Below are 22,918 nucleotides of genomic sequence, written 5' to 3'. Positions count from 1 at the left end.
ATTCCAGTCAGCAAAAGTACGCTGCGCAATATCAATACCATTATCGGTTTTGAATTAATTCCGCGATGTCTTTACGCAATTCCGTCAGCTCTGCCTGTAAATGCTGTAACTGTTGCTGGCTTAAACTGTGGTTTAACTGTCGCATTATTTCAAATCGCTGCGCCAAATATTTATCAAGTTGCGACTGATATATCGAACTTTCAAAGCCAATAATATTTTTTACTTGTAGCGTAATAATTTGTTCAAATTCAGGGGCGCTACGCTGCTTTAATGCCTTAGTTAGCTGTGACACATTATTCTGTGCGATATTTTGAAACACTGTCGATTGCTGTAATTGCAATTGCGCTAATTGCATTATCAGCTGTTTCTGAGGTTGGGTTAACCGCCCTATCCAATCTGTCGCTTTATCTTCTAACTCATCGTAACGGTCTTGTAAGCGCTCTTTAGCTGTTTTTGATAATCGCTCTTTTTTACGTTCGCTGATCTCTTCTTGTATCGCTTGTAAGCTGTAACTGACTTGTTTCGGCCCCATTGTTTTAACCACCTTAGTAATAGGTGCGACAAAAACAACAGCTGAGGCTTGTCCTGCTTTGGTGAAAGCATCGTGATAATGGGCAATTTGCTCGGCAGTGAGCGGCTGTTTCAAATCGTTTTGGAGAGAAAAAATTAAACGATGAAATTGAGGTAAGATCTGTTTGCGATGTTCAGCAAGTGCGCTATCTAAGCCTTGCTCTAACTGGCTTTGTTGAGCTGAATTAAGATCAAGGTAATCAGACAGGTAATAATCTATCCAAAAATCGAGTGAGTTATAACCTAATTTTAAGGTGCAACTTGATAGCATAAAGACCATCAGTATCGCAGTTACTATTCTTTTCCACATCAGTACAGCTCCTTGTACAAACGCTTCAACAATAATCATAGCTTGCCACAATCACAATGACAGGATGATTAATTTACGAGTGACGCTAACTTTTGCTCTAATCTATTTGCTTGATAAAAATACTCTTCATCTTCCCATACTTGATAACCAACCAGATACCAAAGCAGTGCTAGATACTCACACCAAGGTTGCCATGCATTGACAGCCTCAACCCAATGCTCAAAATTAACAACAAAAGTATCGTCATGTTGCAGTCTTGCTCGGCAATAATCCGTTACGGCACGCTCAAGATCTAAATCATTAGCAATAATGGTCATGGCTAAATCTAACGATGGATTGCCAGCAGCTGCATATTCCCAATCAATGACTGTTAACCTCGGTTGCTCACCCTGTGCAATCGACTGATGCTCGCAAGGTACAATGATGTTGTATCGCCCTAAATCAAAATGACAGCAAGTATCTGAAAAATACTGAGGAAAAGATTGCGCTTGAAAATAGTGATGAATCGCCACTAATTGAATGGACTTAAATTGCTCGGGGATATGTTGCCAATAAAATGATAAGCGCTGTTTTACCTCTAAACGATGCTCCGGCAAAGGTAAAGCATGGATCTGCGCCTGCAATTGACATAGCTGTGTATCAGAAACATCATCAGCAGCTTGTTTTCCTTCTAGCCACTCAACTATTAATACCTGTTCATTCATTGATGATGACGGCGGTAATAATGAATAAGACTTAGGTGCAATACCACTTTCAGCAATAGCTTGCAGTAATTGATATTCATGCTGGCGATTAACACCAAACATATATGCCGATTGAGTTAATGGTCGCCATACATAATCAGCAGAAGATTGAGTTGAGGGGTGATATAACGATAATTTCCAGCAGCGATTGGTTAATCCTCCAGAAAGAGGCGTCGCTGCTAGAAATTGTGCGTCTGGTAACAGGGACAACGGTGTAGGATCAAAGTGCTCGTTATCTTTCATTACTAAATAGTACCGTTACCAAACCATGTTGACGATTACCAACCTTGAGAATCGCCTTTAGGTGCTAAACCTGTGTCAGCCCATTCAATCGCGCCAGATTTGGTATTCATCAAACGCATTGTCATTTTATAGAAAGGCACGTTTTGACCGTTTTGACGCTTACTTGTATTGGTCAAATTGCCATATAACATGTACTGCGCGCCCACCATATTGGCAAATTGAATCGCTGTACTTTGATTAACAAAACGATCATCATCTTGGAAATTCATCTGCTGGCGAACAGCATCAATACGAGACTTTTCAGCAAACTTGAATTTGCCTGAACGTGAGATTTTAGACTTGATCGTATCTGTCAGTGATGCTGTATCTACATGACCGCTGGTGTTATTTTGAATATTGTTTACAACAACAATAGGATGCTTACGACCAGAAGTAATAGAAGCAACTGCAGGTGAAGACAACATCTTCGTTGTCATCTTTGATGCTGTATTTTCTAAATCATTAGAGCCAAAGTTAATGGATGGCGTTTCAGGAATATGTGAATTCACATAATCGACAGTTTGAGCACAACCACCTAACAGTGATGATGCCGCCAATAATGCAAGAACGCTTTTTTTCATTATGAAACCTTAATGATATTTTCAATTAAATCAGTGTTCGGCTTTGCGTACATAAATACGATATTGGCTTGCTTCTGATTTTTCAGCAACACCTTGTAGCATCATCGTATCATTGCCCTTTAGTACAAATTGGTGCCAAGGCGCATCACTTCCACTGACTTCTAAACCTTGCGCATCATACCAGTAAAATCGGTATTGCAAGTTCAGATCCGTGTTAACTTTACTCGCGACTACAACAGACGCTTTCATTAATCCGTTAACCTTAGATGTGTGGGCATTGTTGAACGCTAAACTACGTGCAAGAACAGCATTACCAATAACGACATTTTGATTGCTATTTTCAATACTAATGCCAGCGGGATCACTACTGCATGCTGTAACCATTAGTGCTAAAAATAATGCCATTAAATACTTCATTACACGCCTCCTAATAGCGCGACCACCAGAACACTGGTGCTTATGTCTACAACCCCACACTATTACTGTGCGTCCTGCTTTTGTGTCATTTCATCAATAACGGAAATGAATTTTAATGTTAGCTAGCAATGATTGCCAACAATGTTCTGCATTTCTCTCAATTTTGCTGTATTTATCACCAGCAACGACCAATAAAAAAGCCTGAATATTGCGCAAAATGTCACATTTACAATGTAAACAGATGCAATATTCAAGCTTCAATAAACACGATATATTTCTCTCTCTTCGCTTAACTACGTCAAGAGAATCAAAAATAGCAATTAACCAACAATCATTGGACCTAATGGGCGGCCGCCAAGTAGGTGCATGTGGATGTGATAAACTTCTTGTCCACCGTGAGGATTACAGTTAACAATTAAACGGTAACCATCTTCTGCAACGCCTTCTTTTTCAGCAAGTTGACGCGCAACAGTGAACATACGTCCCATCATTAATTCATCATCTGCTTCAACATCATTCACTGTTGGGATCAGTTTATTTGGGATAATTAGGATGTGGCTTGGCGCACGAGGATTAATATCACGAAATGCCGTTACTAAATCATCTTGATACAAAATATCGGCTGGAATTTCTTTACGAATAATTTTACTGAAGATAGTTTCTTCCGCCATTTCTGACTCCATCAACTCATTGTTATTAATTTGATTCTTGAGTATGCGCCAGTCATTACTATTGCGCAATAATGAACACCGTTTTTAACATTTTATAAGGAAAAAATTTCATCCTTTCGTGTTTTTTTGATGCAGCGATCAAACAATTGATGCCCGAATCGATTTATCTATCAAGAGTCTAGCTGAAGTGACGATAGTATAGACTAAAGTTAATTTGATAATTTCAGTCGCGAATTTAGCATTCTTTGCGCAAAGGATTCATTAATTATCAGGTTGAAAGTTTTGACTAATCGGTCAGCAGTATGATGACACTGACTCTTGCTAAATATAGGGATATTATGAAGAAATCTAGCCAAACTTCAGTCATACGCCGTATGTACTCAGGTTTTGTGGTTATGGTTGCATTGTTTGTTTTAACCATTGTGCTTATGCTTGATGGAACAAACCGTATCCATAATCAGTTAACAACGGTGACAACAGACGCACTTCCTTTAGTCTCTATATCAAATAAAGTAAGCGTTAAACTTCTTGCTGCCGATAAAACCTTTAAAGACTTTCTTACTAGCCAAGATCCGGCTGCAATGAAAACCTATGAAGCTGATTTTCATAAAGCAACCAAAGAGTTTGCCTCAGCTCGCCAAGAGTTAGTGGCGGTTGCCGAAAGTAACCCAGAGCTCACTAACTATATCAACGCACTGACAGCACTTGAACAACGTTATTTTGCTGAAGCACAAGTTGCGATGCAAAACTACCGTACTCAAATGCTAGCGGGTGATGAGCGTCAACAGTCAGCTCGTCGTTTCCAACGCTTACAAGCTGAACTGAGTATCGGCATGAAAGAGTATATTAACGAACAAGATAATATGGCCGTTAAAATGATGGCAAAAAACTTCTTCGTTAAATTAAAAGAGACGGAAACGATCACCTCTGATGCACTAGCGACTGACGATATCAGCAGTATTGAAACTGCCATCAAAGCAAACAAGCGTAGCGTTAACCACCTAGCCAATGCTTTCCGTAGTTTAACTACCCTACTTTCAGGTTTAAAAGATTCATTCGGTAAGTCGATTAATCAATACACCCTAGATATTGGTAAGAAAGGTGGTGTACTTGATCAGCACTACGAATACATTGAAGCGAAAACCCGTCTATATAACAACATCGCCACGTTAACTAAAGAAGTTAACCAAGCAATGTCGATCCTTGAGCAGTTTAACCAACAAGCAACTAACCAAATGGATCAAGCTATCCAAACCGCAGATAGCACATACAACCAAGGTATTACTAAAGCTGTTGGTATTGGTATCATTGTTATTTTACTTGCTATTTCAATTGGTTGGTATTTAGCGCGTAGTGTACGTCGTCCATTGGTATCTATGCTGAAAACGCTAGAATCGTTAACTGATGGCGATATGACGCAGCGTACCGAGCGCTCACAGTTTATTGAATTCAATAAGCTAAGCCATCACATCAATACACTTGCTGGTAACTTGCAACAAATCCTTAGCCAATTAAGTCAGGCTTCAGAAGATTTAACTAAAGTTGCCGCTGAAAACCAAAGCACAACGGCATTGGCTAAACAGCGCTTAAACGATCAACGTGAACAAACCGTTTCTGTCGCAACAGCAATGACGGAAATGGAACATTCTGTAACCGACGTTTCTCAAAGTGCGCAAAACACCATGGAACGTGTTCACGAGGTTGAACGTGCATCCGCGACAGGGCGTGAAGTGATGAGTAAGAACATCAATATTGCCCACCAATTATCAACTCGTTTGGATGACTCAGTAACAGCAGTATCTGATCTACAGCAAATGAGTAGCAATATTGGCTCTATCTTAGATGTGATCCGTAATATCGCCGATCAAACTAACTTACTAGCACTTAACGCTGCCATTGAAGCCGCACGTGCTGGCGATCAAGGTCGAGGTTTTGCGGTGGTTGCAGATGAAGTACGAGTGCTAGCGAAACGTACTACTGACTCTACCTCTGAAATTGAATCCATGATCCAGAACCTACAAAGTAGTTCAGGCCAAGCAATGGAAATGATGCAGAGCTGTGTAACCGAAATGGATAACAGCATCAACCAAGCATCTGATGCTAATAGTGCAATGGAAGAGATCCAAGCGATTATCATTGAAATTAGCCAAATGAGTAGCCAAATTGCACAATCGGCTGAAGAGCAACGCACAACAACGGCAGATATTGCTCGCAGCCTAGAAGACATCAGTCATATTGCTGATACCAACTACACTGCAATGGAAGAAGTGGCTGAAGCCAGTTCAATGCTTGATACGTTGGCAACAGAGCAAAACCAATTGGTACATAAATTTAAGCTGTAAACTTATCAACAATTGGTCATTGCCATTGCGATACTCATGTTAAGCCGATCATCCGATCGGCTTTTCTATCTCTGCAACATGGCTTATTTTTATTCGTCGACGAAAAGAGAACTTGAGTGAAATAAACATTGCAGCAAAAACAATCAAGCCTGCTCCTATCCACTGAATGCTATCGAATCTTTCCCCTAACCACCAGTGAGCAAATAAACCACCAAACACTGGCTCAAGCCCTAGTAAAAATGAAACTTGAGTCGGGCTGGTATGTTTCACACCATAGTTTTGAATATAAAAAGCAAACAAGGTGCAAAATACCACGAGATAACCAATGTAAAGCCAAAAATTCATCGCGTTAGGTAAAACATACTGCTCACTAGGTACTGTTAAGATCAGCAAAAATATACAAACTAACGTTACTACTGATAGCTGAATGAAAGTCACTACCATAGGATCACTAGGCTGTGTATCCATTTTCTTTTTCGTTGTTACAACAAAAGCTGCACGCCCTAATGCCGCGATCAAAATTAAAATATTACCGATATTAAAATCGACAGTATTTAAACTGTCCCCCACTAACAGCCACACTCCTGCAATTGCAATCACCCCAGCAAACAAATCTGTTACAGCTATTTTGTGGCGATTTATCAGTGCATCAACACCAGGTGTAAAGATAATAAATAGGCTGATTAAAAAAGCGGCATTAGACGCCGTGGTGTGCTTTAAACCATAAGTTTCAGCTAAATAAATAATGCTTAATATTGCGCCTGTTGGTGCTATTTGACGCCAAACTTTCCAATTTATTTTTTTCGCGACTAAAGGATATATCACCACGAGAGTGCAACAAAAACGTATCACCAAAAACATTAATACACCGGTATAAAGCATTGCTTCTTTGGCAACACCAAAACTAGTTCCCCAAAAAACTGCAGCAGCTAACACGCCAATTATTGCTATTGACGATTTATTCAAAGATCCGACTTTATGCTGTTCTACGTGTTCCATTCATTCTTCCTTTCTTTCGCTGCAATCTTGTAAGAATGAATGTTATATGTTTGACTGATAATTGATAATCCACACTCTAAGCAAAGGATTTGTGACTGATGGACAAAAATAAAATCATTCAGCTTCTACCTGATATCGCAGCATTTGTTACTGTTGTGGAGTCTGACAGTTTCAGTGCTGCGGCAAAAAAGCTGGGGATGACACCATCAGGCATTAGCCGACAGATAAGTCGATTAGAAAAAGAGCTGCAAGTACAGCTGATCAAAAGAAGTACACGTAGCCAATCACTGACTCATGCAGGGCAAGAAGCTTATCAATACGGTAAGAATATCCTACAAAATGCACAGGATGTGGTAGATCTTGCGGCTAACCATACACAAGAAGTAGAAGGACAATTAACCATCGCTTCACCAAAGGCATTTTGTCGCCAAGTGCTTCAGCCTTTACTGCTGTCATTTGTAGAGCAACATCCAAAAATTAAGCTAAAGATAGAAGTAACGGATAAACCGATAGATCCTATCTATCACGATGTCGATGTGGTTTTTAAACTTACCAATAAACCACAAGCTAACTTGGTTGCAAAAAACTTAGCCACTAACCATCTCGTCTTATGTGCATCACCACAATATCTCACCCAACGAGGTATGCCACAGCATCCCAAGCAGTTAGTCGATCATGATTGTATTTATCTTGGAGAAACCATTGTCGATAACCAATGGCGTTTTAAAACAGACAATGAGCAAGTAACGGTAACTGTTAATGGTCGTTATATTGTTAACCATACTGAAATGCGGTTAGAAGCAGCACTGAATCATTTTGGTATTGCTGTATTACCTTTTTTTGTGGCTAAGAAAGCCATCGAGTCAGGTGCATTAACCCCCGTACTGCCACATTGGGTATTACTCGATAATTACCAAGGTGAAGTCTTTATGCAGTATCTTCCAAACCTCAATATGCCTTATCGACAGAGAGCTTTTATTGATTTTATAACCGAGCAATTTACTTGTGCAGAAAACAAATCATTAATGAATGCAATTAATAGCTTGTAACTCATTATTTATTCACGTAAGTTGATTTTAATGCTCAATAAATAGGCAACTTATGAACCACTCAACTATCTACACTTGGCTCCTCAATACGCTACTGCCATCCGGTCGGTAGTCTATTGCTATCTGGCTGTGAGTTATGCTCAGCCAGTGACCTACCGCATTTCTCGCAGCCTTTTTATTAACATTCAGCGAGAAATAACATGACACAATCAACCCAAGATAAACCCATAGAAAATAGCGAAACATCCTATCCTAATATCAATCAAGGCATCTTTTTTGCGCTAATTGGTACAGCGTTATTTTCCATCAAACCTGTCTTTATTAAGCTTGCTTACCAGTTTGGTGGCGATGCTGTCTCAATTATGGCATTACGTGCTTTTAGCTCAGTTCCTATTTACATCATTATGATGTTCTGGTTGCTGAGAAAAACAGAGAATCGAACCAATTTCAAACGTTATGGCTTAGCTGCCAGTGCTGTGGGCATTCTTGGTTACTATTTAGCATCATATTTAGATATTGCAGCTATGGCATATATCAGTGCGCAATTAGAACGACTATTGATCTTTTTATTTCCAAGTTTTGTCGTGTTAATCAGCTGGATTGTATTAAAGCAAACACCCGTAAAAGGTACTTTTAAAGCGATTTTTCTTGGTTATATCGGCGTTGCTTTAATTGTTTTTCATGACATGAATAATATCGGCAATAACATTCTATTAGGGAGCGGATTGGCAGTGGCTTCTGCTTTTATCTTTGCTTGTTATTTAATTATGAGCAAAAAGTTAATTAGCCAAATGGGAAGCCAGCTATTTACTTGTATTGGTATGGGATCTGCTGGGATCGTTATTTTGATTCAAAGTCAGTGGCAAGGCATCAATGTGATCACGTTGGATCCTCAACTAATCGGATTAGGGATCGCCCTTGGGATCTTCTGTACCGTACTTCCCTCTTTCTTCGTTGCTGCAGCTATGCAGAAACTCACCCCATCTCAGCTAAGTTTAACCAGTAATGTGGGATCGGCTATTACTGCTGTTTTTGCCATTACGATCTTAAGCGAGCCTTTTACTTGGTTTCACGCTATTGGCATGGTGTTTGTGGTGTATTCCGTCGTTAGCATGAAGAAAAGAGAGTAATGATACTGGTATTTTTACTCTATTGCTGTGATCCTTTACGTCTTTGGTAAACTTCGCAAACGATTGCATTTTATTTCAACAAACAAACTCATTGTGGGTTTAATGACCTTTACTTAGCCTTGAGATGCTTTTAGAATCGGGCAAATTTTTTGGAAGGGAAACAAAATGACAACATTAACGATTACTCGTCCTGATGATTGGCACACACATTTACGTGATGGCGATGTATTAAAAGATACAGTAAGGGATATTAGCCGTTACATGGGACGCGCGATTATCATGCCTAATTTGATCCCTCCTGTTACAGATACAGAATCTGCTTTAGCTTACCGCGAGCGCATCCTAGACGCTCAACCAAGTCCAACTTTCACACCACTTATGGTTATCTATCTAACAGATAACACATCACCTGAAGAAATTAAGAAAGCGAAAGCATCTGGCCATGTGTATGCAGCAAAGCTTTACCCTGCAGGTGCAACAACTAACTCAGACTCAGGCGTAACATCAATTGATAAAATTCGCCCTGCGTTAGTGGCAATGCAAGAAGTGGGTATGCCTCTGCTAATTCATGGTGAAGTGACTCATGATCACGTTGATATTTTCGACCGTGAGAAAACTTTCCTAGATACAGTGCTTGGCCCTATCGTTGAAGAGTTCACATCACTAAAAATTGTACTAGAACACATCACCACAGCAGATGCGGTGAAGTTCGTAAAAAATGCAGGTGATAATGTTGCTGCAACGATTACGGCTCACCACTTAATGTTTAACCGTAACCACATGTTAGTTGGCGGCATCCGCCCACACTTCTACTGTTTGCCAATCCTTAAGCGCAATACCCACCAGCAAGCATTAGTTGATGCTGCAACCAGTGGTAGCAAAAAGTTCTTCTTAGGCACAGATACTGCGCCACATGCTAAAGGTCGTAAAGAAGCAGCTTGTGGTTGTGCTGGCTCTTACACAGCTCACGCAGCTATTGAGCTTTATGCAGAAGTATTTGAACAAGCGAATGCATTAGATAAGCTAGAAGGCTTTGCAAGTTTCAATGGCCCTGATTTCTACGGTCTACCACGTAATACAGACACTATTACACTGGTAAAAGAGTCATGGACTGTTGCTGAAGAAATGCAATTTGGTAGCGACACAGTTGTACCAATTAAAGCTGGCGAAACCATGAGCTGGAAAGTGAATGCTTAATCGCTAACAAACACAGAATAAAATAAAGGCTTCCATCAGGAAGCCTTTTTGTTTTTTGTGTTTCGCTTTCTTGTTAACTAAACAGACTGTTATGCAGTTTGCTTACTTGGCACTTTTAATTTATGGAACAAGCGATATAGCACAGGTACCACAATCAAGGTTAATACCGTGGCAAAGCTTAAACCAAACATAATGGTAACGGCCATTGGCTTAAAGAACACATCTGGTAACAGTGGGAGCATACCTAACACGGTGGTTATTGCCGCCATACAAACGGGACGTACACGACTTACTGCTGCATCCACGACTGCTTGGTATTTCTCCTTACCGCTTGCTATCTCTATTTCAATTTGATCGAGCAGAACGATACCGTTTTTCACCAGCATTCCCGATAGGCTTAAGAAACCAAGCAATGCCATGAAACCAAATGGGGTATTTAATAAGAGCAAACCTAAGGTCACGCCAATGATCGCCAACGGTACGGTAGCCCATACAATCAAGGCTTCTTTTACCTTATTAAATAGGAAAATAGTAATAAGGAACATCGCTAAATAACCCATTGGCATAGTTTGGAACAGTGACGCTTGCGCATCTGCTGATGATTCATATTCACCGCCCCACTCCAAGCTATAACCTTCCGGTAATTCAATCGCAGCAATCGCTGGCATAATACGCTTTTGTACGGTTGCAGCAGTCTCTTCACCAATAGGATCAGGATCTGCCATAACCGTTAATACACGTTTGCGGTTTTTACGTACCACTAACGGATCTTCCCAGCGTACATTCACATCTAACACAACTTGTTGCAACGGAATGTAACCTTGGATCGCAGGGCTCCAAATTTTCATCCCTTCAATTGTGCTTATATCTACACGCTCTTCTTCCGGTAAACGTGCCACAATTGGCATTAAGTTAGTGCCTTCACGATATAAACCGATATTGAGCCCTGAGAATGCCATTTGCAGTAACTCATCGACGTCTTTTTTAGTAATACCGTAACGTCTTGCTTGGCTTTCATTAAATACAGGTTCAATCACCTTGGTGCGTTCACGCCAATCATGACGAATATTAAATGCCCCAGGATCGGCATTCATCACATCAACCACTTGCGATGCTATACCTCGCAGTACCGTTGGATCGGAACCCACTATTCGCGCTTCAATTTTCGAACCCGATGAAGGACCTAACATTACCAATTTGGCTTTGTATTCAATTTCAGGAAAATCTTTATCTAGTTGCTCCCTGAACTTTTTCATTACAGGCACTACGCTTTCAAACGAATCAACCCGAACAATTAGTTCGCCATAAGCGGCATAACTTTTCTCAGGCGCATAAGTCAGCATAAAGCGTTGCGAGCCTTTACCTGCGCTTGAGCTAACGTATTCAACCCCTTCTTCAGCCCCCACCACTTTCTCAAGTTGTTTTAAAGTATCGTTAGTGGCACGAATATCAGTCCCTTCAGGGAGCCAAACATCAACCATAAACATAGGTGTTGTTGATGCCGGGAAGAACGATTGTTTCAATAATGTAAAACCATACACACTACCGCCTAGCATCAAGATCAATACGATCACTGTCATCCACGCTTGGCGCATACAAAACTCTAATGACTTACGATAAACAACAAAGAAAATGCTGCCATAAGGATCTTTTTGATCATCAGCTTGATCGACTTTGACATTCTTAAAGAAAAGATCAGCAAAGAATGGGGTTAACGAGATCGCTGTAAACCAACTCAACATGAGGGAAATAAGAAGCACGGTAAATAGCGTTCGACAATATTCATAGGTTGAGTCTTGCGATAGACCAATAGGCGCAAATGCCATTACCGCAATCACCGTTGCACCCAATAATGACCACTTGGTTTGGGTAACAATATCAGAGGCCGCCTGCATTCGCGTTCGACCTTTTTGCATCCCTATCAATATCCCTTCGACCACCACGATGGCGTTATCCACCAGCATACCCAGAGCAATAACCAAGGCACCTAATGAGATACGTTGTAAATCAATCGCCAACCACTTCATGAACACGAACGTGCCCAGCACTGTTAGCAATAAGATCAAACCAATCAGTAAGCCTGAGCGCAGCCCCATGAAAAACAGCAGTACGACAATAACAATGACAACTGCTTGACCTAAGCTAACCACAAAACCACTAACTGATTTATCAACTTCTATTGGCTGGCTATAAACTGCATCAATATCAATACCAACGGGTTGTTGCTCTTTGAGTTCAGCCAGCTTTTGCATAACACGCTGACCGACTTCAACAACATTGACGCCTTCGACAAAGGAAACCCCCACATTCAGTGCTTCATGACCATTAAAGCCCACTAAATTATCAGGAATTTCTTTAAAGCCTTTTTTGATATCAGCAACATCACGCAGATAAATAAGGCCATTTGCTCCCTTTTCGGTAATGATCAAATCACCCAACTCATCAACATTTTTAAACTCACCCGTAGGATGAACACGCACGTATTCATCACCAATACGTACAGCGCCTGCGCTAGTCACTAAATTTTGTGTCGCTAAAATGTTGTAAATCGTTTCGAGAGAAATCCCCAAGCTACTTAAACGCTGCATTGAGATCTCAATAAAGACTTGCTCTTGCTGATTCCCCGTAACGCCGACTTTACCAACACCATCTACCAGCTCAATTTCACGGCGTAAGTAATCCACATAATCACTTAGCTCTTTATAGCTATAACCATCACCTGTGATAGCCAGCAAAATACCGTAAACATCACCGAAATCATCAATCACTTTAGGCTTAGCAACACCGGGCGGTAAATTTGATGAAATATCATTTACCTTACGACGGAGCTCATCCCAGATTTGTGGTAGATCATCAGGACCATAGTTGTTTTTCATGGTGACCGTGATTTGCGATAAACCACGGCTAGAAATGGAGTTCACTTCATCAACATAGGTTAACTGCTGAATCGCCTTTTCTATTGGATAAGTAACTTCTTCTTCTACTTGTTGTGGTGTAGCCCCTGGGTAAGCCGTCACCACCATGGCATCTTTAATCGTAAATGCGGGATCTTCTAGCTGCCCTAAACCAAAGAAAGAAAATGTACCACCGACAAGAAATATGAGCGTCAGCATCCAGCTGATCACCTTATTCTTGATAAAATAAGTCGCTATATCTTGTTTCATTATTGTTGGCCCTCCTTAGCTAACACCACCACTTTTTGTCCCTCTCTTAAGCGGTTTACTCCAGTGATAACAACTTTTTCACCTTCCTGAAGACCTGATTTTAGTCTCACTCCTTCAGGGACGACTTTGTCCGTAACAACTAAACGTTTTGTCACTGTGCTTTCAGGAGTGAGTACCCAAACATATTTATGTGTCGCTTCTATTGCGTCACCGTCTTGGTTAAATAAGGCTTCTAATGGGACAATTTGTTGACCAACTTTATACACCTGTAATTTCTGAGCATCAGCTTCCACTTCAACCGACATACCATCCAAAATAAATTGATCCTTAGGCATTGGCATAGTGAGTGTGACAAGGAAAGATCCCGATTCAGGATCCGGCTCAGTGGTAAACTCTTTTAATTTAACAGGTAGCTTTTCACCATTAGGAAGGATAACTTTTGCCGCAGAGCGATCACCATTATCAACATCCAACACACTTTGCTTGGAATAAATCATATCTGGCGCTTGGATCTCGATATCCACCGAGTTAACACTATGGATATTCATGATCTGCTGACCAACTTTAATATTCTCAAATTGCTCGACGGGAATAATGGAAATAACACCATCAAAAGGGGCTTTTAATTCGGTAAAACTCAATTGGAGTTTCGCTAGTTCTAAATTTGCTTTCGCTATACTACGCTGTGCTTCTAGTTCATCGAATTGTGATTGCGGTAAATAGCCATTACGTAACAATTTAGCTGAACGTCGATATTGGCTATCAGCAACATTAAACTTTGCCTGAGCATCATCAACACCGAGTTTGTAATCACGGGGATCGAGTCTGGCTAGCAGTTGCCCTTTCTTCACCGTATCCCCAGAATGTACTAATACCTGAGTGATTTCCCCTGCAATTCTAAATGACAAAATAGATTTATCTGCAGCAGAAGCTACCGCAGGGAAAGTTAATTTAGGCGGTTTACTGCCCTCTTTTACGGTTTGTACTTTAACAATCGGTTGCGCGACACGAGGCTCGACTTGCGGCTTTTCACAACCTAATAATAGAAAAGAAGCACACACCGTCAGTGTTAATAAACGATAAGACTTGATCATAGTCCACGCTCCTTGATCCATGAGCGGACCTTTTGACCAGCTTGTAATTCAGAAACACCAGATGTTGCTATCACATCACCATCATTGAGCCCTGAAATCACACGGTTATTTTTATCTAGCGTGACTTCAACTCTCTCAACTTGTTGTTTGTCATTCACACGCCAAACAAAGTGTTTATTACCTTCAGTGATAACAGCACGAGTTGGAATTGCCCCAGCATTACCATGAGGAAGTACAATCGTCACAGAGCCAGACATACCCGGCATAATATTGCTCCCCTCTGGACGTGCCATAGAAAGAGTAACTTTGTAACTTGACGTTTTGCTATCGGGCTCGGTGTCAATTTCTTTAAATTGCGCAGGAAAGGTTTGATTGGCTAAGGCATCAAATGCCACCGTCGGATTAATCTCTTCAGCATGACCTTGAAAACGTGCGAGTAAATAGTCTGGTAACTGGAAGGTCATATTGATCAACTTGGCACTTTGAATATGCATGACTGGCTGTTTAGCTGCCACATATTCAAAGTTTTCAATCATAGATAACGATAAATGCCCATCATAAGGTGCAATCAACTTGGCATAGCTTAAATTAGATTTGGCTTTATCTAATGCCGCTTTTGCCTGTTTTAAATTGGCTTTTGACGCATCATAGTCAAGTTCTGATACCACGTTAGTTTTACGTAATTGTCTATTACGTTTAAATTGCACATTGGCTAAATCATATTGAGCCTGTGCTTGTTTCACCAATAGCGATAACTCATCTGGATTTAATGTGGCTAAGGTTTGCCCTTTGCGAACAAACTCTCCGGGATGTGCTTGAACATTATTTAATTGTCCTGAGACACGAAATGCCAATACTGCTTTATCACCCGCTTCAACAATGGCAGGAAATGAACGCAGTGACTCATTATCACCCACTGATACCGATTGTAATTTCACTGGTCGCGACTCTGGTTCCTTCACCATCGCTTTGTCTTCTTTACAGCCGATCAAGGCAACACATGCCAAAACCGCTATATAAACTTGTCGCCTCATAGAACTCTCCATCATCATCCATAAACGAGGGCACTGTTTTGTTAAAATATTTATAAAGAAAATATATTTATGAATAATAGATGTTTATTTTTTAACATTCTCGTTTCATTCATTAAAATAGCGACAAAGTCACAGTCCAAGCTGTTGTTTTATTAAATAAATAAAAAAAGGAGCACAAGGCTCCTTTTTAGTTCATGAATAAGAAATAGATTAATTTTCCATTTCAGCAATATTAACACGCCACGTATCAGGACCCGTTTGGTGTGCATTCACACCATTTGAATCAACGGCTACCGTTACAGGCATATCTTCCACTTCAAATTCGTAAATCGCTTCCATACCTAAATCTTCAAACGCAACAACACGTGCTTTCTTGATCGCTTTCGCAACAAGGTACGCTGCACCACCGACAGCCATTAGGTAAACCGCTTTATGCTCTTTAATAGATTCAATTGCAGCAGGACCACGCTCGGCTTTACCAATCATCCCCATTAAGCCTGTTTCGCCTAACATCATGTCGGTAAATTTATCCATACGCGTTGATGTCGTTGGACCTGCAGGACCTACAACTTCATCACCTACCGCATCAACAGGGCCAACGTAATAGATGAAACGACCATTAAAATCGACACCATCAGGTAAACCTTCACCATTTTTCAGCATTTCTTGAATGCGCTTATGAGCAGCATCACGACCGGTTAAGATCTTGCCTGATAACAGTACTGTTTCGCCTGACTTCCACTCTTGAACGTCAGCCTTAGTGATAGTGTCGAGGTTAACGCGACGAACGTTGTCACCCACTTCCCATGTCACTTCTGGTAAATCAGCCAGTTTAGGTGGTGTAAGCTCCGCAGGGCCTGTGCCATCTAGTGTGAAATGAACATGACGAGTTGCTGCGCAGTTCGGGATCATACAAACCTGCTTAGATGCAGCATGTGTTGGTGCTGTTTTGATTTTCACATCAAGCACTGTTGTTAAACCACCAAGCCCTTGTGCACCAATACCTAGCTTGTTAACACGTTCAAAAATATCTAAACGCAATGCTTCTTCAGTATTTTGTGCGCCACGCTCTTTCAGATCATGGATATCAATCGATTCCATTAGCGACTCTTTTGCAAGTACTGCTGCTTTTTCTGCTGTACCGCCAATACCAATGCCTAACATACCCGGTGGACACCAACCCGCGCCCATCAGTGGTACTGTTTTTTCTACCCACTCAGCAATATCGTCAGATGGGTTTAGCATCACCATTTTAGTTTTGTTTTCAGAGCCGCCGCCTTTTGCTGCAATCTGAATTTCAACCTTGTCACCCGGTACCATATCAATGTGTACCACAGCAGGCGCATTATCTTTAGTATTAATACGACGACCAGCAGGTTCTGCCACCACAGAGGCACGCAATGGGTTATCTTGATTGGTGTAACCTTGACGGACACCTTCATCTATCATTTCTTGCACAGTCAGATCGCTATCCCACTGCACGTTCATACCAATTTTCACGAAACAGGTAACAATACCTGTGTCTTGGCAAATTGGACGATGTCCTTCGGCAGACATACGAGAGTTAATTAAGATCTGTGCGATCGCATCTTTTGCGGCTTGGCTTTGCTCTTTGTTATAGGCTTTTTCTAAAGCTTGCACGAAATCCAGTGGGTGGTAATAAGAGATATATTGTAATGCATCAGCCACACTACTAATCACATCTTCTTTACGGATGACTGTCATAGTTGCCCTCGTTGAGTAATATCATTCCATGGCGCCCGGAGTATTCTTCCAATTTTGTAGGGGGATGTACACGTTAAGTCTATGTTCATCTTTGGGCGTCTTTCGCCGAATATGATACTCTTGCACTTATTATTGCGCTACGCGCCAATCAAACCCTTGTCACAAAAAAGAAAATGATTTGTAAATCACATCCAGAATTAAGCATTACATCTCTCGTCTATTCAAAAGACGCTGCATTAACATGGTTTGCACCACTCTCTGGTTTGCCATGGGCTATGATATTACGCTCAGCCGCAGAAAATCATCCCGATAACCGTTTTGACATTGTGGTTGCCGATCCTTTAGCCACTATCGAGTCAGAAAGTGACACTAACACCATCACTTATGCCAATGGCGAAGTAAAAACCAACACTGCCGATCCATTTGCAGAAGTGCAATCACTACAACAGCAATTATTACCTGCACTTAGCCCAATTGACGATCTTCCTTTTATTGGCGGTGCACTGGGCTACTTTAGTTATGATTTAGGTCGCCAAGTAGAGCAAATTGCCACGCTGGCTGAGCACGATATTCCACTGCCAGATTTAGCGCTTGGCATTTATGATTGGGCATTGATCGTTGATCATAAAAAGCAAACTGTGACATTAGTTGAGCCTAAAAATGGACAACGTAAAGCATGGCTAGAACAGCATCAAACCGCTTTTGCTCATACGCAAAAAGCAACAGAGCCAACAACTGCTCATAGCTTTTCATTAACATCATCATGGTCGTCGAACATGACCCGTGATAGCTACCGTAACAAATTTAACAATATTCAAGAGTATTTACTGTCTGGCGATTGCTACCAAATTAACTTAGCCCAGCGTTTTACAGCTAATTATGAAGGTGATGAATGGCAAGCCTACCTTGCCCTTGAAGCCGAAAATGGCGCGCCATTCTCTGGTTTCATTCGCTTACACCAAGGCGCCATTTTGTCTGTATCGCCAGAGCGCTTTTTGCAATTGCGTAATGGACAAATTGAAACTAAGCCAATTAAGGGCACACGCCCTCGTAGTAACGATGAAGCACAAGACAAAGAAAATGCCCTTGCACTACAACAGGCAAATAAAGATCGCGCAGAAAACTTAATGATTGTGGATTTACTGCGTAATGATATTGGTCGTGTGGCAGCGCCGGGGACAGTAAGAGTGCCTCACCTGTTTGCAATTGAAAGTTTTCCAGCAGTTCATCACCTTGTAAGCACTGTAATCGGTGAATTAGGCACTGAACACAGTGCCACAGATTTGTTGAAAGCCTGTTTCCCTGGCGGTTCAATTACAGGCGCACCCAAAGTGCGAGCAATGGAAATCATTGAAGAGTTAGAACCACATCGCCGAAGTATTTATTGTGGCAGTATTGGCTATATCAGCCGTTGTGGCGCAATGGATACCAGTATTACGATTCGAACACTGGTGGCAAATGAGCAAAAAATCCATGCTTGGGCTGGCGGTGGTATCGTGGCAGACAGTGATGCTGATAGCGAATATCAAGAAACTCTCGACAAATTGAGCAAAATTCTGCCAGTCTTATAAGAGGTATTGATAAATACATCACATTAATATTTAAGCCAAGAGGTTTTATGGTTGAACAGCAGCAAATTTTAAGTCGATTTATTCTTGCACCAAGTCTGCAATACGATCAAAGTCATGAAGATCGTATTCGCCAGCATTGGAATGCATCTCATCCCTTTAAACAAGCTGCTGTACTTATCCTTCTGGTGCGTCGAAATAATGGCTTTCATGTGGTGCTAACACGACGAGCAGAGCACTTAAAACATCACCCTGGACAAATTGCTTTTCCAGGGGGACGTTTTGAACCGACTGACAGTGATTTGATCAGTACCGCACTTCGTGAAACATTTGAAGAAACCAATATCATCTGTCACCGTCATGATGTGCTAGGTAATTTGCCAGCTTTACCTACCGTAAGTGGTTATATGGTGACGCCTTTTATTGCCACTATTAACCCAGATTACATCGCCATTCCAGACCCAAATGAAGTGGATATGATCTTTGAAGCACCACTCAATCATCTGCTAAATCCTGATAATATTCGTCAGCATAAATTTCTTATCAATGGCAAAAATCATCACGTCTACAACATCCCTTATGAAGGCTATCCAATATGGGGTGCCACAGCCCAAATGATTAAGCTGCTTTCAGACCAAATTTGGGATGATAATTTGTAGTCGTTTAGCTGTTTTTTTAGCTCCTGCCAAATCTTAAACTGTGATCGATGTCTTTTTATTTTGTACCACAAATAAAATGGATTACATAACGAGATCTTTATCATTGTATTCCCGCCATAAATAACGAAAATGCACGTGTTCCTAAAACAACGTTCCGTTCCGTTCCCTTTTTTTGGATGACAAAAAATGCAAAACACATCAACTGCAGTGAAAACTGGTGCAGCTAAAACACGTTGGACTTACAAAGATTTCACATGGGCATTATCACTATTCGGTACAGCCGTAGGTGCTGGTGTTCTATTCCTTCCAATTAAAGCAGGTGCGGGCGGTTTCTAGTCACTTGTTATTTTGGCGCTAATTGCAGCACCAATGACTTGGCTTGCTCACAAAGGCCTAGCGCGTTTTGTTCTTTCAGCGAAAAACCCAAATGCTGATATTACAGACACGGTTGAAGAGCACTACGGTAAAGCAGGTGCAAACTTAATTACTTTTGCTTACTTCTTCGCTATCTACCCTATCGTTCTTATTTACGGCGTAGGTATTACTAACACCGTTGACTCTTTCATGGTTAACCAGCTAGGCATGGAATCAATTCCACGTTGGTTACTATCAGGCGTATTGATCGCACTGATGACTGCAGGTGTAGTATTTGGTAAAGAGCTGATGCTAAAAGCAACGTCAGCAATGGTTTACCCTCTAGTATTTATCCTACTAGCGCTATCTATCTACCTAATTCCTGACTGGAACACATCAATGATGTCTGTAACACCAGATTGGTCTTCTATGCCAGCTGTTGTATGGCTAGCAATCCCAATCATCGTGTTCTCTTTCAACCACAGCCCAATCATTAGCCAGTTTGCAAAAGAACAACGTCACGTTTACGGTGAAGATGCAGTGAAGAAAACTGACATGATCACTGGCGGCGCAGCAATGATGCTAATGGGCTTTGTTATGTTCTTCGTGTTCTCTGTTGTACTATCTATGTCTCCAGAGCAACTAAACATGGCGAAAGAGCAAAACATCTCTGTTCTTTCTTACTTAGCGAACGTTAAAGATTCACCAGCAATCTCTTACTTAGGTCCACTAGTTGCTTTCGCTGCTATCACATCAAGCTACTTCGGTCACTTCCTAGGTGCACATGAAGGTCTTGTTGGTCTAGCTAAGTCTCGCAGCAGCATGCCTGTAAGCAAGATTGAAAAACTGTCTCTAGCATTCATCGTTATCACTACATGGATCGTTGCAATCATCAACCCAAGTATCCTTGGCATGATTGAAACAATGGGCGCACCAATGATTGCTGCAATTCTGTTCCTAATGCCAGTAGTTGCGATGCAAAAAGTACCAGCAATGGCGAAATACAAGACTTCTGTAGCAGCACGTATTTTCACCGCTCTGTGTGGTATCGCAGCAATTACATCAGTGATCTACGGCGCATTCTAATCGCTTGATAATCAGACGCTATACCGACAGAAAAATACTTCTTTTTTGAAGCATAAAAGGTAAGAAAAGGTATAGCGTTCTGGTACAATAGACTTAATCTATACGATAATTAAGAGCAGGATGCTTTATAGGTTCTGCTCTTACTTTTTTAAGTACGCTCGCCAAGGAAGGGGCGAGTTATAAAACGCATACAGTCTTGGCCGGAGGCAAGAACCGCTTCCCCCGACTGAGGTAATAACATGATCAGTGTTTTTGATATTTACAAAATCGGTGTGGGCCCTTCCAGTTCACATACTGTCGGTCCAATGAAAGCAGGTAAAGAGTTCATCGATGATCTGCGCTCTATGGGTAAATTACGTGACGTAACTAAGATTACTGTTGACGTATACGGCTCTCTTTCTCTTACTGGTAAAGGTCACCATACTGATATCGCTATCATTATGGGTCTTGCAGGTAACAGCCCTGAGCATGTTGATATTGACAGTATTCCAGGTTTTATCGCGCGCGTTGAAGAAACAGAGCGCCTACCTGTTGGTATGCACTGCCACACTGTTGATTTCCCTCGTGATGGCGGCATGAACTTCCACACAACTAACCTTGAACTGCATGAGAATGGTATGTCTATTCATGCATGGATTGGTGACGAGAAGATCTTCTCTAAAACTTACTACTCTATCGGTGGTGGTTTCATTGTTGATGAAGAAAACTTCGGTAAAGCACAAGAATCTAAAGTTGTTGTTCCTTACCCATTCAACTACGCTTCTGAGCTTGTTGAACAATGTAAAGAACATGGCCTATCAATTAGCTCTCTAGTGATGGCTAACGAACGTGCAATGAACGCAGAAGATGAGATCAGCAACTACTTTGCTAACATCTGGAAAACAATGCGTGATTGTATGGAACGTGGTATGAACGAAGAAGGTATCCTACCGGGTCCTCTACGTGTTCCACGTCGTGCAGCAGCACTTCGTCAACAACTAATGACATCTGAAAAACTAAGCAACGATCCAATGACTGTGGTTGATTGGGTGAACATGTTTGCTTTCGCTGTAAACGAAGAAAACGCAGCAGGTGGTCGTGTTGTAACTGCACCAACAAACGGCGCATGTGGCATCATCCCTGCTGTACTGGCTTACTACGATAAGTTTGTTCAGTCTGTTGGCCCTAAAGAGTACACACGTTACTTCGCAGCATCTGGTGCTGTTGGTGGTCTATACAAGCGTAACGCATCTATCTCTGGTGCAGAAGTTGGTTGTCAGGGCGAAGTGGGCGTAGCATGTTCTATGGCTGCTGCAGGTCTTGCTGAGCTTATGGGTGGTAGCCCAGAGCAAGTATGTATGGCTGCTGAAATCGCTATGGAGCACAACCTAGGTCTAACGTGTGACCCAGTTGCTGGTCAAGTTCAGGTTCCATGTATCGAGCGTAACGGTATTGCTGCAGTTAAAGCAATCAACGCATCTCGCATGGCACTACGTCGTTCATCTGATCCTCGCGTTTCGCTAGATAAAGTTATCGAAACTATGCTTGAAACAGGTAAAGACATGAATGCTAAGTACCGTGAAACATCACAAGGCGGTCTAGCAATTAAAGTAATTTGCTAATTTAGCATTAAGCTTATCTTTCAAAAAGCTGCCTAACATGGCAGCTTTTTTTATCTCTAATTTCCCTTATCCCAATACTTATCAAAGCATTCTCTTAAGGAATTTTTCTTTTTGATTAATTCATAATACAAATTAATGTCGATTTACGGTCATTTAATTTAGAATCGGATAATCAATGTGATTGATAACACGTGTTAGCCAATTTTCAACTATCCATCCGTTTCGTTTAGTCCTATACTCAGACGCTTGTAAAGCCATCCCAATATATTCCTCTTTAGAATGGCTATACTCTTAGAACGGTCGCCTAATTTTGGTGTGTAATGAAGGATTTATTTCCACTTT

At 41.3% G+C, this 22,918-nt stretch carries 17 protein-coding genes and 1 pseudogene; 8 read left to right on the top strand and 10 right to left on the bottom strand.

What is annotated here, in order from left to right:
• Positions 1-40: 40 nt before the first annotated feature.
• The 5 genes from Q7674_RS12940 to hinT form a co-directional block, all read right to left on the bottom strand.
• The gene (locus Q7674_RS12940; RefSeq protein ID WP_237156717.1) at positions 41-880 is read right to left on the bottom strand and encodes a DUF6279 family lipoprotein; all 840 of its coding nucleotides are present in this window, start codon (positions 878-880) and stop codon (positions 41-43) included.
• Positions 881-948: 68 nt separating this feature from the next.
• The gene (locus Q7674_RS12935) at positions 949-1,866 is read right to left on the bottom strand and encodes a phosphotransferase (protein WP_045063022.1); all 918 of its coding nucleotides are present in this window, start codon (positions 1,864-1,866) and stop codon (positions 949-951) included.
• Positions 1,867-1,901: 35 nt separating this feature from the next.
• Entirely contained in the window at positions 1,902-2,486 is a 585-nt protein-coding gene (lpoB, locus tag Q7674_RS12930) for a penicillin-binding protein activator LpoB (protein ID WP_045063021.1), read from the bottom strand.
• A gap of 30 nt (positions 2,487-2,516) precedes the next feature.
• Positions 2,517-2,903 (bottom strand): YcfL family putative periplasmic lipoprotein, encoded by a 387-nt coding sequence (locus tag Q7674_RS12925; RefSeq protein WP_045063020.1) that lies wholly within the window; start codon positions 2,901-2,903, stop codon positions 2,517-2,519.
• A gap of 320 nt (positions 2,904-3,223) precedes the next feature.
• Positions 3,224-3,574 carry a purine nucleoside phosphoramidase gene (gene hinT / locus Q7674_RS12920; protein ID WP_008986761.1) on the bottom strand — a complete coding sequence of 117 codons (351 nt, stop codon included), beginning with the start codon at positions 3,572-3,574 and terminating at the stop codon, positions 3,224-3,226.
• 374 nt (positions 3,575-3,948) lie between these two features.
• Between hinT and Q7674_RS12915 the strand changes: the two genes are divergently transcribed.
• Positions 3,949-5,916, top strand: a complete 1,968-nt coding sequence (locus tag Q7674_RS12915) for a methyl-accepting chemotaxis protein (RefSeq protein WP_080892186.1) — start codon at positions 3,949-3,951, stop codon at positions 5,914-5,916.
• 48 nt (positions 5,917-5,964) lie between these two features.
• On the opposite strand, the gene Q7674_RS12910 is transcribed toward Q7674_RS12915, so the two are convergent.
• Positions 5,965-6,915 (bottom strand): DMT family transporter, encoded by a 951-nt coding sequence (locus Q7674_RS12910; protein WP_107229567.1) that lies wholly within the window; start codon positions 6,913-6,915, stop codon positions 5,965-5,967.
• Between the two features lie 98 nt (positions 6,916-7,013).
• Between Q7674_RS12910 and Q7674_RS12905 the strand changes: the two genes are divergently transcribed.
• The 3 genes from Q7674_RS12905 (at position 7,014) to pyrC (ending at position 10,291) form a co-directional block, all read left to right on the top strand.
• Complete coding sequence (locus Q7674_RS12905; RefSeq protein WP_045063019.1) at positions 7,014-7,964, top strand: LysR family transcriptional regulator; 951 nt, start codon at positions 7,014-7,016, stop codon at positions 7,962-7,964.
• Positions 7,965-8,164: 200 nt separating this feature from the next.
• Positions 8,165-9,094: a DMT family transporter gene (locus tag Q7674_RS12900; protein ID WP_305423929.1), complete on the top strand. Its 930-nt coding sequence runs from the start codon at positions 8,165-8,167 to the stop codon at positions 9,092-9,094.
• Positions 9,095-9,259: 165 nt separating this feature from the next.
• Positions 9,260-10,291 (top strand): dihydroorotase, encoded by a 1,032-nt coding sequence (gene pyrC / locus Q7674_RS12895; RefSeq protein WP_045063018.1) that lies wholly within the window; start codon positions 9,260-9,262, stop codon positions 10,289-10,291.
• A gap of 89 nt (positions 10,292-10,380) precedes the next feature.
• On the opposite strand, the gene Q7674_RS12890 is transcribed toward pyrC, so the two are convergent.
• The 4 genes from Q7674_RS12890 to Q7674_RS12875 all read right to left on the bottom strand — a co-directional run bounded on the left by Q7674_RS12890 (position 10,381) and on the right by Q7674_RS12875 (position 17,308).
• The gene (locus Q7674_RS12890) at positions 10,381-13,455 is read right to left on the bottom strand and encodes an efflux RND transporter permease subunit (RefSeq protein WP_305423928.1); all 3,075 of its coding nucleotides are present in this window, start codon (positions 13,453-13,455) and stop codon (positions 10,381-10,383) included.
• Positions 13,455-14,549, bottom strand: coding sequence for an efflux RND transporter periplasmic adaptor subunit (locus Q7674_RS12885; RefSeq protein WP_045063016.1), 1,095 nt, complete (start codon positions 14,547-14,549; stop codon positions 13,455-13,457). The genes Q7674_RS12890 and Q7674_RS12885 overlap by 1 nt, the downstream gene beginning before the upstream one ends.
• The gene (locus tag Q7674_RS12880; RefSeq protein WP_045063015.1) at positions 14,546-15,583 is read right to left on the bottom strand and encodes an efflux RND transporter periplasmic adaptor subunit; all 1,038 of its coding nucleotides are present in this window, start codon (positions 15,581-15,583) and stop codon (positions 14,546-14,548) included. The genes Q7674_RS12885 and Q7674_RS12880 overlap by 4 nt, the downstream gene beginning before the upstream one ends.
• Before the next feature lie 210 nt (positions 15,584-15,793).
• Complete coding sequence (locus Q7674_RS12875; RefSeq protein WP_305423925.1) at positions 15,794-17,308, bottom strand: fumarate hydratase; 1,515 nt, start codon at positions 17,306-17,308, stop codon at positions 15,794-15,796.
• A gap of 173 nt (positions 17,309-17,481) precedes the next feature.
• Between Q7674_RS12875 and pabB the strand changes: the two genes are divergently transcribed.
• The 4 genes and pseudogenes from pabB (at position 17,482) to Q7674_RS12855 (ending at position 22,576) form a co-directional block, all read left to right on the top strand.
• The gene (gene pabB, locus Q7674_RS12870) at positions 17,482-18,879 is read left to right on the top strand and encodes an aminodeoxychorismate synthase component I (protein WP_305423923.1); all 1,398 of its coding nucleotides are present in this window, start codon (positions 17,482-17,484) and stop codon (positions 18,877-18,879) included.
• A 47-nt stretch (positions 18,880-18,926) separates the two neighbouring features.
• Positions 18,927-19,535 (top strand): CoA pyrophosphatase, encoded by a 609-nt coding sequence (locus tag Q7674_RS12865; protein WP_045063012.1) that lies wholly within the window; start codon positions 18,927-18,929, stop codon positions 19,533-19,535.
• Positions 19,536-19,721: 186 nt separating this feature from the next.
• A pseudogene (locus tag Q7674_RS12860) lies at positions 19,722-20,975 on the top strand (aromatic amino acid transport family protein).
• A gap of 239 nt (positions 20,976-21,214) precedes the next feature.
• The gene (locus Q7674_RS12855) at positions 21,215-22,576 is read left to right on the top strand and encodes an L-serine ammonia-lyase (RefSeq protein ID WP_008986748.1); all 1,362 of its coding nucleotides are present in this window, start codon (positions 21,215-21,217) and stop codon (positions 22,574-22,576) included.
• Positions 22,577-22,918 lie beyond the last annotated feature (342 nt).

It is taken from the genome of Photobacterium leiognathi, from assembly GCF_030685535.1.
Classification (GTDB): Bacteria; Pseudomonadota; Gammaproteobacteria; order Enterobacterales; family Vibrionaceae; genus Photobacterium; species Photobacterium leiognathi.
Note: the sequence above shows the minus strand (reverse complement) of the source record. Positions and strands in the feature narration are given on the sequence as shown.

Bases quoted from the DNA above. Each gene is read 5' to 3' on its own strand.
- Q7674_RS12940 (WP_237156717.1), bottom strand. From the start codon at position 880: ATGTGGAAAAGAATAGTAACTGCGATACTGATGGTCTTTATGCTATCA.
- Q7674_RS12935 (WP_045063022.1), bottom strand. From the start codon at position 1,866: ATGAAAGATAACGAGCACTTTGATCCTACACCGTTGTCCCTGTTACCA.
- lpoB (WP_045063021.1), bottom strand. From the start codon at position 2,486: ATGAAAAAAAGCGTTCTTGCATTATTGGCGGCATCATCACTGTTAGGT.
- Q7674_RS12925 (WP_045063020.1), bottom strand. From the start codon at position 2,903: ATGAAGTATTTAATGGCATTATTTTTAGCACTAATGGTTACAGCATGC.
- hinT (WP_008986761.1), bottom strand. From the start codon at position 3,574: ATGGCGGAAGAAACTATCTTCAGTAAAATTATTCGTAAAGAAATTCCA.
- Q7674_RS12915 (WP_080892186.1), top strand. From the start codon at position 3,949: ATGTACTCAGGTTTTGTGGTTATGGTTGCATTGTTTGTTTTAACCATT.
- Q7674_RS12910 (WP_107229567.1), bottom strand. From the start codon at position 6,915: ATGGAACACGTAGAACAGCATAAAGTCGGATCTTTGAATAAATCGTCA.
- Q7674_RS12905 (WP_045063019.1), top strand. From the start codon at position 7,014: ATGGACAAAAATAAAATCATTCAGCTTCTACCTGATATCGCAGCATTT.
- Q7674_RS12900 (WP_305423929.1), top strand. From the start codon at position 8,165: ATGACACAATCAACCCAAGATAAACCCATAGAAAATAGCGAAACATCC.
- pyrC (WP_045063018.1), top strand. From the start codon at position 9,260: ATGACAACATTAACGATTACTCGTCCTGATGATTGGCACACACATTTA.
- Q7674_RS12890 (WP_305423928.1), bottom strand. From the start codon at position 13,455: ATGAAACAAGATATAGCGACTTATTTTATCAAGAATAAGGTGATCAGC.
- Q7674_RS12885 (WP_045063016.1), bottom strand. From the start codon at position 14,549: ATGATCAAGTCTTATCGTTTATTAACACTGACGGTGTGTGCTTCTTTT.
- Q7674_RS12880 (WP_045063015.1), bottom strand. From the start codon at position 15,583: ATGAGGCGACAAGTTTATATAGCGGTTTTGGCATGTGTTGCCTTGATC.
- Q7674_RS12875 (WP_305423925.1), bottom strand. From the start codon at position 17,308: ATGACAGTCATCCGTAAAGAAGATGTGATTAGTAGTGTGGCTGATGCA.
- pabB (WP_305423923.1), top strand. From the start codon at position 17,482: ATGATTTGTAAATCACATCCAGAATTAAGCATTACATCTCTCGTCTAT.
- Q7674_RS12865 (WP_045063012.1), top strand. From the start codon at position 18,927: ATGGTTGAACAGCAGCAAATTTTAAGTCGATTTATTCTTGCACCAAGT.
- Q7674_RS12855 (WP_008986748.1), top strand. From the start codon at position 21,215: ATGATCAGTGTTTTTGATATTTACAAAATCGGTGTGGGCCCTTCCAGT.